We start from the raw sequence: 10,460 nt of genomic DNA on the forward strand, positions 1-10,460 counted from the left end.
TGCGATGTCCCCAAGAATCCTCGTCGCGGCCCTGCTGGCCGCGGCGCTCGCGATAGCGGGCCTGGTGTTACCGGGCTCTTCCGCACCCGCCTCCGCCGCCCCCGTCCAGACCCTGGAATGGACCGCGGGCGACAGCACCGACCACTACCTCAGCGCGCCCACGACCGCGGTCGCGGGCGAGACCACGATCCTGTTCAAGAACACCGAAGCCCTCGGCTCGACGATGTCGCACACGCTGACGTTCGACACGTCGACGCCGGGCTACAACCACGACGTCACCCTCAACATCGTCGCCAACCCCTACGACGAGCAGAACGGCGAGCACGAAGCGACCGTGACGCTGACGCCGGGCAAGTACCGGTTCTATTGCACGATCCAGGGGCACAGCAAGATGGTCGGTGAGTTCGTCGTCACCGACGGCGGCGGCAACCCCGACACGACCCCGCCGACGGTGACCGCCAACGTCACCGGCACCAAGGACACCGCCGGGAACTACGTCGGTTCCGCGACGGTGAACCTGGCCGCCACCGACAGCCAGTCCGGGGTGGACAAGGTCGAGTACCAGCTCGACGGCGGCGCCTGGACCGCGTACTCCGCGCCCGTGGTGGTCAACGCCGTGGGTTCGCACATGGTCCACTACAAGGCGACCGACAAGGCCGGGAACGTTTCCCCGGAAGGGATGTCGTCGTTCAGCGTCGTCGCAGGCCAGCCCGGTGACAAGACGCCGCCGACGGTGACGTCCGAGGTGACCGGGACCAAGGACGGCGCAGGGAACTACCTCGACACCGCGACCGTGAAGGTGACCGCCACCGACGCCGACTCCGGCGTCGACAAGGTCGAGTACAAAGTGGACGATGGCGCGTGGACCGCGTACACCGCTCCGGTCGCGGTCACCGCGCCGGGGATGCACATGGTCCACTATCGCGCTTCGGACAAGGCGGGCAACGTCTCGCCCGAGGGCATGGCGCACTTCACGATCGTCAGCGGAGACACGACCGCGCCGACCGTGACGTCGGAAGTGACCGGGACCAAGGACACCGCCGGGAACTACGTCGGCAAGGCGACCGTGACGCTCACGGCCACCGACGCCGGTTCGGGCGTCGGCAAGGTCGAGTACAAATTGGACGGTGGCCCGTGGCTGACGTACTCGGCGCCGCTCGCGCTGACCGTCGTCGGCGCGCACACGGTGAACCACAAGGCGACCGACAAGGCGGGCAACGTCTCGGCCGAAGGCACGGCGACGTTCACCATCGTCGAAGGCGACGACAGCACCGCGCCGGTCGTTTCGGCGGTGGTGAGCGGTGATCTGGACGGAAGCTGGTCGTACATCGAGGACGCGACCATCAACCTGACCGCGACGGACACCGGGTCCGGCGTGGACAAGATCGAGTACCAGCTGGACGGCGGTGCCTGGACGGTCTACACCGCGCCGGTCAAGGTGACCGCGCTCGGCACGCACACGCTGACCTACAAGGCGTCGGACAAGGCGGGCAACGTCTCGGCGGAACAGAGCGGCGCGTTCAGCATCGTCGCCGCGCCGCCGGGGCCGGACGCCTGCCCGGACTCCGACGTCCGGGACACCGTGATCCTCGGCTCGGCGGACAGCCAGGTCGAGAACCGCGACACCGGCAACGGCTGCACGATCAACGACGTGATCGACGACGAGTCGGACTACTCGTCGAACGACCAGTTCGTTACCTACGTGCGAGCGGTGACGCAGGAACTCCTCGACGGCGAGGCCATCTCGTCCGACGAGCGGAACCTGATCGTCACGGCGGCGATCGACTCCGGCATCGGCGGCTCGACCGCCGAACCGCAGAAGCGGCCGGAGACGAAGAACCCCGGGATGAAGAAGGTCGTGAAGACGCCGATCAGGGACGTCTGAGCCTCCTCACCACTCACGAGGTCGTCGGTTACCTTTCTCGCGTCGCGTTCGTCATGGACATGACGGATTCGGCGCGAGAAAGGTAACGACATGACCGGCGAAGCCCTGGCCAGCGCGTTCGAGGAGCAGCGCGGACGCCTGGTGGCGGTGGCCCACCGCATGCTCGGCTCGCGCGCGGACGCCGAAGACGCCGTCCAGGAGGCCTGGCTGCGGCTGGCCCGTCAGGACGCCGACACGATCGACAACCTTTCCGGCTGGCTGACCACCGTCGTCGGCCGCGTCTGCATCGACGTCCTGCGCTCGCGCAAGGCCAGGCCCGAGGACTCGTACGACGACGAGCCGCCCGAACCGCTGGTGCTCGAAGACTCGCCGGAGGAAGACGCGCTGCTGGCCGAGTCGGTCGGGCTGGCGCTGCTCGTGGTGCTCGACACACTAGGCCCGGCCGAGCGGCTGGCCTTCGTGCTGCACGACCTGTTCGCGGTCCCGTTCGCCGAGGTCGGCGAGATCCTCGGCAAATCCACGGCCGCGGCCAAGATGCTCGCCAGCCGTGCCCGCCGGAAGGTGCAGGGACAGCGCCCGGCCGACGAGCCGCAGCAGCGCGCCGTGGTCGACGCGTTCCTCGCGGCCGCGCGCGAAGGGGATTTCGAAGGCCTGCTCCGGGTGCTCGACCCCGACGTGACGTGGCGCTCGGAGACCGCGCGCGGCGTGGTCGTCCGCCTGGGCGCGGCCGAGGTGGCCACGCAGGCCCGGCGCGGCGCCCGTGCCGCGGTGACCGTGCGTCCCGCGCTGGTCAACGGCAAGACCGGGCTCGTGTCGTGGAGCAAGAGCGGCAGGCTCCTCGGGGCGCTGGCCTGCACCATCACCGACGGCCGGATCGTGGCGATCGACTCGGTGAGTGATCCGGATCGCCTCGAGGCCATGGGTGTTACCTCTCGGGAGCCGTTCTCGTCCAAGTAAACGAAACACGGACGAGAAGGAGAAACCCATGCAGGCACGACTCGAACTCTTCAAGACCGCTCTCGCGCCGAAGCTGGTGAAGCACCTCGTCTCGGCGGCGAAGGTCATCGAAGCCACGGAACTTCCTTTGGCGACAAGGGAACTGGTGAACATCCGGGCCAGCCAGATCAACGGCTGCTCGGGCTGTCTCGACATGCACACCAAGGAAGCCGCGCACGCGGGGGAGACGTCGACCCGGCTGAACCTGGTCGCGGCGTGGCGGGAGGCGACGGTCTTCACCGAGGCCGAGCGCGCCGCGCTGGAGCTCACCGAGCAGGGCTGCCGCCTCGCCGACGGCAGCGGCGTCACCGACGAGGCGTGGGAGGCCGCCGCCAAGCACTACGACGAAGAGCAGCTTCTCGCGCTGGTGACCCAGATCGCGCTCATCAACGCCTTCAACCGGCTGAACGTCATCACCCGGCAGCCGGCCGGGAACTACCAGGTCGGCCAGCTCGCGCACTGAATACAGGAAGGCCCCCTTCGGAGCGAAGGGGGCCTTCCTGTACTTACGAAGTCAGGACTTCTGCTTCGACCGTCCGAGGATGCGACGGCGGCCGTGGCCGTTCGTGCGTTCCTCGTGCAGTTCCTTCAGCGACAGCATCATCGCGTCTTCCTGCTTCATCAGCGGGTCGTTGCGCAGGTCCTTCCAGACCGACGCGCACAGCCCGACCATCACGAAGACGAACGGCACCGCGATCAGGATGGTGAGATTCTGCAGACCGGTCAGCGCCTTGTTCCCGCCGACCAGCAGCATCACCGCCGCGACGGCGCCCATCAGCACGCCCCAGAAGATGACGACACCCTTCTTCGGATGCACGCTTCCGCGCTGGGACAAGGTGCCCATCACCACCGACGCCGCGTCCGCACCGGAGACGAAGAAGATGGACACCAGGATCATCACCAGGATCGCGATCGGGATGAACCACGGCAGGGTCTCGAGCAGTTCGAACGTCGCCGACTGGGCACTGCCCGCGCCCGCGATGTCCGTGCCCGCCCGCTGCCTGCTGATCGCCGCGCCGCCGAAGATCGCGAACCAGATCAGGCTCACGATGCTCGGGATCGCGATGACGCCGAAGATGAACTGCCGGATGGTGCGGCCGCGGGAGATCCGCGCGATGAACATGCCGACGAAGGGCGTCCAGGAGATCCACCACGCCCAGTAGAAGACCGTCCAGCCGCCGAGCCAGGTCTGCATCTCCTCGCCGCCGGTCATCCCGGTGCGGCCGGACATCTCCGCCAGCTCGCGGAAGTAGTCGCCGATCGCGCCCGGCACGATGTTGAGGATCAGCACGGTCGGCCCGACCACCAGCACGAACACCGCGAGCACCGCGGCGAGCACCATGTTGATGTTGGACAGCCACTGGATTCCCTTGGCCACCCCGGACACCGCCGACGCGATGAACGCGATGGTGAGGATCGCGATGATCGCGACCAGGAGGCCCTTGCCGGGGTCGTCGATCCAGCCGACGGCACCCATGCCGCCACCGACCTGGAGCGCGCCGAGGCCGAGAGAGGCAGCCGAACCGAACAGGGTGGCGAAGATCGCCATGATGTCGATCGCCTTGCCCAGCGGGCCTTCGGTGCGCCGCTTGCCGATCAGCGGCGCGAACACCGAACTGATCAGCTGGGTGCGGCCCTTGCGGAAGGTGCTGTAGGCGATCGCGAGACCGACGACGGCGTAAATCGCCCACGGGTGCACGGTCCAGTGGAACAACGTCGTCGCCATCGCGGTGTGGACGGCTTCGTCGGAGTTCGGTGCCGCGGTGCCCGGAGGCGGGCTCGCGAGGTGGGAAACCGGCTCGTACACCCCGAAGAACATCAGGCCGATACCCATGCCGGCGCTGAACATCATCGCGATCCACGAAGAGGTCCGGAACTCGGGCAGTTCCTTGTCCGCGCCCAGCGGGATCCGGCCGTAGCGGCTTATCGCCAGACAGACCGCGAAAACAACGAAACCGCTCGCGGTGAGGACGAAAGCCCAGCCACCGTAAGGAATGACGGCGTCGTTGAGGAGGGTCGACGCTACGTTCGCGAGGCTCTCCGGCGCGAGAACGCCCCAGACGATGATCGCGAGCGCGAGGGCCGCCGCCACCCCGAAAACAGTCCGGTCGGTTTCGGCGGGTCGTTCCGAGGCGAGGGGGACGTGTTCATCGGGGGTATGCCCCGGACCTGTCGTATCCGGTGCGTGGGCGAGGTCTGTCGCGGTCTCCGCGACGGCCCCTTCTTCCGCTTGTTTACCGTCCTGCGAACTCATGTTCAGCCACGCGCCGATGACGGCGCGTTCTCCTTCCGCCCGAGTTAACCCGTTTGCACCACTGCACCCTAACCAGAAAACTGGTAACCGGCAGAAAATACGGGCGGAGAGGTTTAAACCCATGATTGTGGGCCTGACCTCGGCGGATATCGGCTTCGTTCGCGCCTTCGGCGGGGGACGTGTCGCTCATGACACCGGGCCCCGCCGTCGGCGGGCTCAGACGGTGGCGCCACCCCTCCAGAACGGGCGGCCGAGCGGGTCGCCGCCGGACGCGGTCGGACGGCCTTGCCGTTCGTGGTTGCGCTCCAGGAGGTAGGTGACGAGGGCGATCAGGGCGAGGGAGGCGATGATTGCGGTCATGGCAGTAAGTTTGCGCCACCCGAGATCCTGCCAAAAGTGGCAGTCCTGTCGTTGTGCGTCAAAATCCTGCCAGCTATGCTCCCGGGCATGTTGAAGAGCGTCGCCGTGGTGCTGCTGGACGATTTCGCCGTCTTCGAGTTCGGTGTCGTCTGCGAGGTGTTCGGCTACGACCGCACCGACGACGGGGTGCCCTTGCTCGACTTCCGCGTGTGCGGGGAGCGGGCGGGAGTGCCGCTCAGCCTCGGGCACGGCGTGAAGATGACCCCGGAGCTCGGCCTCGAAGCGACGGAGGACGCGGACCTCGTCGTCGTCCCCGCCTGCGACGTGCGCGACGAGTACCCGCCGGCGGTGCTCGAAGCGCTCCGTGCGGCTTCGGCGCGAGGCGCCACGCTGCTTTCCGTCTGCACCGGCGCGTTCGTGCTGGGCGCCGCGGGCCTGCTCGACGAGCGGCGGTGCACGAACCACTGGCGGCACAGCGCCGGGTTCCGGAAGCGCTTCCCCCGGGCACAGCTGGACCCGGACGTCCTCTACGTCGACGACGGCGACATCATCACCAGCGCGGGGACGGCCGCCGGCATCGACGCCTGCCTGCACCTGGTCCGGCGCGAACTCGGGTCCGCCGCGGCCACCGCGATCGCCCGGCGCATGGTGGTGGCGCCGCAGCGCGAGGGCGGGCAGCGTCAGTTCGTCGAGGTGCCGATTCCGGAGTGCACCAGCGACAGCCTCCAGCCGGTGCTCACCTGGATGCTCGACACCATCGAGCGGGAACACCCCGTCGTCGATCTCGCCCGCCGCGCGCAGATGTCCGAGCGCACCTTCGCCCGCAAGTTCGTCGCCGAGACAGGGACCACGCCGCACCGATGGCTTTCGACGCAACGGGTACTGCACGCGAGGTCCCTGCTGGAGGAGACGACGATGAGCGTCGACGAGGTCGCGCGCCGTTGCGGTTTCGGCTCGGGAGCCCTGCTGCGCCACCATTTCCACAAGGTCGTCGGCGTCTCGCCGCAGGACTACCGCCGGACCTTCGCGCCCAGTCCACAAAGGACGACCGTCAGAGCGTGAACACGGTGACGTATTCCGCGTCCCGCACGACGTAGCCGAACCGGGCGCGGAGTTCGCGCACGACCGCGCGCATGTGCTCGGCGCCGTAGACCACGCCGATCGTCCCCGGCTCGTGATGCCGCTGCTCGTGCAGCCCGGCCAGCGCGTCCACAAGGAGCTTGTCGCGGCTGACGCTGATCAGGTCGTCGAACTCGGGCATGGCCTCGGCGGATTCGACCCAGGAGTCGTCTTCGTCGTCGACGGTCAGGAACCGCGCCAGCATCCCGCGGGTGCCGAAGCCGCGCAGGAACACCCCCAGCGCGGGTGCGAGGACGGACATCATCAACCGGTCGCCGAGGGGGACGCGGCGCCAGCCTTCGGTGAACCCCGGGCCGTCCAGGTCCGGGCGGACCGTCGGCACGGTGAAGGTGCCGGCCTTCAAGTCCTGCACCACCAGCCCGAGGCGCTTGTTCCGGGCGGCGAGCCGGTAGCTCGCTGTCAGCCGGGACACCGGCTTCGCGTCGCCGACCCCCTCGGCCACCACCACGTCGCACTCGTTCGCCTGCCGCCGCACGGTGTCGAAATAGGCCTGCGTCCCGATGTGCACCATGGGGAACAGCCGGAAATCGAGAGCCGATCCCTTGGCCCGCAGTGTCAGCACCACGGCCCGGACGCCCAGTTCGTTCGCGACGATGATCTCCATGACCCGCTCCTCCCCGTTCAGGGAGAACGCGCGGCGGGGCCGGAAGGTTGCCGTGGGTCAGACGGGACGTCGCCGGACCGCTTCGGAGATGTCGTAGGTCAGCATGGCGGCGCCTTCGGTGAATCCGTTGATGAGGATCTTCCGGCCGTCCGCGAGCTTGACGACGCAACCGACATCGCCGCCGAGAGTCTTGGCGAGGATGTTGCTCTTGGTGTGGTCGACGACCACCTCGATCGAATCCCACGGCACGATGGTGGTCGACCGGCGCCAGGTGTGCACGAATCCCCGCTCGTACAGCGTGAAGGTCTCGCCCCGTTTGCCGACGGCCTGCCAGCAGAGCCAGCCGCCCATCAGCATCAGCCCCAGCCCGCAACCGATGACGAGACCGAGGAACATCTCCCCGCCGAAGACCCCGGCCTCCTGTCCCATCAGGAACAGGACGATTCCGAAGAGGGCGATCGGGGCGCCGATCGCCATCGCGGCCAGCCCCCGGAGCGCGCGGCTGCGGGAGTTCGTCTCGAAGCGTTCGACGTAGGCACCCAGTTCGGTCACCGACAGGACGCTAACGGCGGGCGTGGGGACCGGTCCCCTTGTCCTTCGAGGGCTTGTTGAAGAACCCGAGGGACTGAGCCAAGGCCGCTCCGCCCGCCAGCACGCCGATCGGCAGGGTCTTGACCCAGAAGGCGCTTGCGTCGAGAGAGACCAGCAGCGCGATCAATCCGCCCGCCAGCGCGACCAGTACGAGCATTCCCAGCGCGACGCGGGGCTTCGAGACCATGTGTCCTCCAGGTGAGTTAGGAAGAGCAAGCCTCGCGATGGCTCCGATGCGCAACGAGGTCAATTTTGCCGCGTTCGGTTCTCCCGGAACTTAGTCGAGGTATGCGGGGCCTAGGCCGACTTGCCGTGACCACCGAGTTTGCGAGCCGATCGGAACCGGGCGTACGATCAGGGCAGTCGTACAGGACGAACGCCCTAGGAGGCGATGGTGGCAGGCTCCCCGGCCGCGGAACGTGGCCGACTCGCGCGACGGCGACTGCTCGAAGCCGCGGTCACGCTGGTGCCCGAACTCGGCTGGTCCGCGGTCAGCACCCGGATCCTGGCCGAGCGCGCCGGGGTCACCCCGAGCGTCGTGCACTACCACTTCCCTTCGCTGCAGGCCTTGCTGATCGAGGCGGTGCTGGGGGCGATGGGCGAGGTCGCCGGTGCTTTCGAGCCGGCGCTGGAAACCGCCGGGACACCCGAAGACGCGGTGGACGCGTTGCTCGCGTCGGTCGGCGAATACACCGGCACCGATCCGATGTCGTTGCTGTTCGCCGAGGCATACCTGGCCGCGACCCGTGACGACACCTTGCGTCAAGGCATCCGGGAGATCCTCGCCGGTTTGCGCGCCAGGTTCGGCGGTTGGCTGGCGGAGCATGGAGTGGCCGACGCCGAGGGCACGGCCGCGGTGCTCTTCGCCACGGTGGACGGGCTTCTGCTGCACCGCGCGCTCGAACCGGAGTCCGGCGGCGGTGCCACCTCGGCCGTCCTGCACCGGCTGGTCCGCTGAATCGAAAGGGAGGGATTCCATGAAGGTGGCGATCTGCGGTGCCGGGATCACCGGGCTGGCACTGGCGCACCGGCTCGCGGCGCGGGATGTCGAAGTCGTGGTGCTCGAACGTGCCGCGGGACCGCGGGAACAGGGCTACATGATCGACTTCTTCGGCCCGGGTTTCGACGCGGTCGAGGAAATGGGCCTGCTGCCCGAGGTCGAGGACGTGGCGTACCGAGTGGACGAAGCGAGTTTGCTGGACGAGCGCGGCCGCCGCCGGGCGGCGATCGACTACGTCCGCTTCGGCAAGTCGCTGCGGGGCAGGCTGTGCAGCATCATGCGGCCCGATCTGGAGCGGGTGCTGCGCACGGCACTGCCGTCCACAGTGGACGTCCGGTTCGGTTCCGGGGTCACGGGAGTCGAGGATCTCGGCGACCGCGTACGCGTGACGTTGACGGACGGCGAAGAGCTCGAAGCCGATCTTCTGGTCGGGGCCGACGGAATCCATTCGACCGTCCGGCGGCTGGTTTTCGATGCCGAAGACCGGTTCTTGCGATACCTCGGGTTCCACACGGCCGCGTTCGTCTTCGAGGACGAAGAGATCCGCGAGCGGGTGGGGGAGCGGTTCTGCCTCACCGACACCATCGGCATGCAGATGGGCTTCTACGGTCTCCGCGACGGCAAGCTCGCCGCGTTCGCCGTGCACCGCACCCCGGATCCGGCCCTGCCGAGCAACGCACGAGAGACCCTCCGCGCGACCTACGGTTCCCTCGGCTGGGCCGTGCCGAAAGCGCTCGACCTGTGCCCGCCCGCCGAGGAGGTGTACTACGACCAGGTCGCGCAGATCGAGATGCCGTCGTGGAGCCGCGGCCGGGTCGTTCTCGTCGGCGACGCCTGCTACGCCGTCTCACTCCTCGCCGGACAGGGCGCTTCCCTGGGAATCGCGGGCGCGTTCGTCCTGGCCGAACAACTCACGCAAGCACACTCGATCGAGGACGCCTTCGCGAAGTACGAAGAGCTGGTGCGTCCGGTGGTGACCGAGAAGCAGCAAGTCGCCCGCCGTGGAGCGCGCTGGTTCCTGCCCGCGAACCGGTTCCTTCTCCAGGCGCGCCGGGTCTTCCTGCGCGCGGCAAGGCTGCCCGGCCTCGAACGCACGCTCGCGGCCGCCGTCACGGGCAAGTCGACGGCGCTGGTGACGAACCTGAAGCAGGGGACCGAGATCCGGAGCCGGTGAGCCGGGTCCCGCGTGACAGAGGAGCTCAGGCCGGCCTATGTCCTGAGGTGCATGGTGTTGCGCCTCGGTCGGCCGGTGGGGTCGAGGTAGGCGGGTGCGGTGAATTCGGGTAGTCCGTCTTGCGCGATGGCTACCTTCCACTCACTGTGGTGGATGAACCGGTGGTGCTTCGTGCACAGCAGAACCGCATATTCATGTAGTACACATTCACGCGACAATTCCGCTCAGCGAGTGCGGAGAGGGGCGCCTCGTGAGTGGTAAGGACGGTTAGAGCCAAGGGTGCCTACTGGATTCTGCGTGCGAGTGTTCGCAAGTTCATGCTGTCCAGCGGCCGTGTCGCGAAAGCCAGGCGGATTCATGCGGTCGTTGCAACATCCTTCGTGAGCTGGGAGTTTGTGGTGGCTGGCGGGTTCGTGTTGCCGCGTTCGGTGCGGGTGCGTTTTTGGGGTGCGGTGC

General features: G+C 68.0%; 11 protein-coding genes and 1 pseudogene. 6 read left to right on the forward strand and 6 right to left on the reverse strand.

All coding sequences use genetic code 11. From position 1 onward, the window contains the following. Positions 1-4 precede the first annotated feature (4 nt). From ACLJRM_RS43665 to ACLJRM_RS43675, 3 genes are all read left to right on the forward strand, one after another. Positions 5-1,885, forward strand: coding sequence for an OmpL47-type beta-barrel domain-containing protein (locus tag ACLJRM_RS43665; RefSeq protein ID WP_101612775.1), 1,881 nt, complete (start codon positions 5-7; stop codon positions 1,883-1,885). A 90-nt stretch (positions 1,886-1,975) separates the two neighbouring features. Beyond that, the gene (locus ACLJRM_RS43670; RefSeq protein ID WP_101612776.1) at positions 1,976-2,842 is read left to right on the forward strand and encodes a sigma-70 family RNA polymerase sigma factor; all 867 of its coding nucleotides are present in this window, start codon (positions 1,976-1,978) and stop codon (positions 2,840-2,842) included. A 28-nt stretch (positions 2,843-2,870) separates the two neighbouring features. Next, the gene (locus ACLJRM_RS43675; RefSeq protein WP_410666380.1) at positions 2,871-3,344 is read left to right on the forward strand and encodes a carboxymuconolactone decarboxylase family protein; all 474 of its coding nucleotides are present in this window, start codon (positions 2,871-2,873) and stop codon (positions 3,342-3,344) included. 51 nt (positions 3,345-3,395) lie between these two features. Here ACLJRM_RS43675 and ACLJRM_RS43680 read toward each other — a convergent pair whose 3' ends face one another. Further along, on the reverse strand, positions 3,396-5,135 hold the full coding sequence (locus tag ACLJRM_RS43680; RefSeq protein ID WP_174720520.1) for a BCCT family transporter: 1,740 nt from the start codon (positions 5,133-5,135) through the stop codon (positions 3,396-3,398). A 216-nt stretch (positions 5,136-5,351) separates the two neighbouring features. Then, positions 5,352-5,495 (reverse strand): hypothetical protein, encoded by a 144-nt coding sequence (locus tag ACLJRM_RS43685; RefSeq protein ID WP_168214514.1) that lies wholly within the window; start codon positions 5,493-5,495, stop codon positions 5,352-5,354. Positions 5,496-5,582: 87 nt separating this feature from the next. On the opposite strand from ACLJRM_RS43685, the gene ACLJRM_RS43690 reads away from it, so the two are divergent. Continuing rightward, a complete protein-coding gene (locus ACLJRM_RS43690; RefSeq protein WP_101613787.1) occupies positions 5,583-6,557 on the forward strand; it encodes a GlxA family transcriptional regulator in 975 nt (324 codons plus the stop codon). Here the strand turns inward: ACLJRM_RS43690 and ACLJRM_RS43695 are convergent. From ACLJRM_RS43695 to ACLJRM_RS43705, 3 genes are read right to left on the reverse strand one after another with little or no spacing between them, the layout of a single operon-like run. Further along, the gene (locus ACLJRM_RS43695) at positions 6,547-7,239 is read right to left on the reverse strand and encodes a hypothetical protein (RefSeq protein ID WP_101612778.1); all 693 of its coding nucleotides are present in this window, start codon (positions 7,237-7,239) and stop codon (positions 6,547-6,549) included. The genes ACLJRM_RS43690 and ACLJRM_RS43695 overlap by 11 nt on opposite strands. A 57-nt stretch (positions 7,240-7,296) precedes the next feature. Next, positions 7,297-7,791 (reverse strand): hypothetical protein, encoded by a 495-nt coding sequence (locus tag ACLJRM_RS43700; RefSeq protein WP_101612779.1) that lies wholly within the window; start codon positions 7,789-7,791, stop codon positions 7,297-7,299. A 10-nt stretch (positions 7,792-7,801) separates the two neighbouring features. Then, complete coding sequence (locus tag ACLJRM_RS43705; RefSeq protein ID WP_101612780.1) at positions 7,802-8,017, reverse strand: hypothetical protein; 216 nt, start codon at positions 8,015-8,017, stop codon at positions 7,802-7,804. A gap of 207 nt (positions 8,018-8,224) precedes the next feature. Between ACLJRM_RS43705 and ACLJRM_RS43710 the strand changes: the two genes are divergently transcribed. Together ACLJRM_RS43710 and ACLJRM_RS43715 are read left to right on the forward strand one after the other, a co-directional pair. Continuing rightward, positions 8,225-8,788, forward strand: a complete 564-nt coding sequence (locus tag ACLJRM_RS43710) for a TetR/AcrR family transcriptional regulator (protein WP_101613790.1) — start codon at positions 8,225-8,227, stop codon at positions 8,786-8,788. A 19-nt stretch (positions 8,789-8,807) separates the two neighbouring features. Continuing rightward, positions 8,808-10,004: an FAD-dependent monooxygenase gene (locus tag ACLJRM_RS43715; RefSeq protein WP_410666381.1), complete on the forward strand. Its 1,197-nt coding sequence runs from the start codon at positions 8,808-8,810 to the stop codon at positions 10,002-10,004. A gap of 35 nt (positions 10,005-10,039) precedes the next feature. Here ACLJRM_RS43715 and ACLJRM_RS43720 read toward each other — a convergent pair. After that, positions 10,040-10,189 (reverse strand): annotated as a pseudogene (locus tag ACLJRM_RS43720) (HNH endonuclease); the annotation flags it as partial. Positions 10,190-10,460 lie beyond the last annotated feature (271 nt).

Source organism: Amycolatopsis sp. lyj-84 (genome assembly GCF_046549075.1).
Classification (GTDB): Bacteria; Actinomycetota; Actinomycetes; order Mycobacteriales; family Pseudonocardiaceae; genus Amycolatopsis.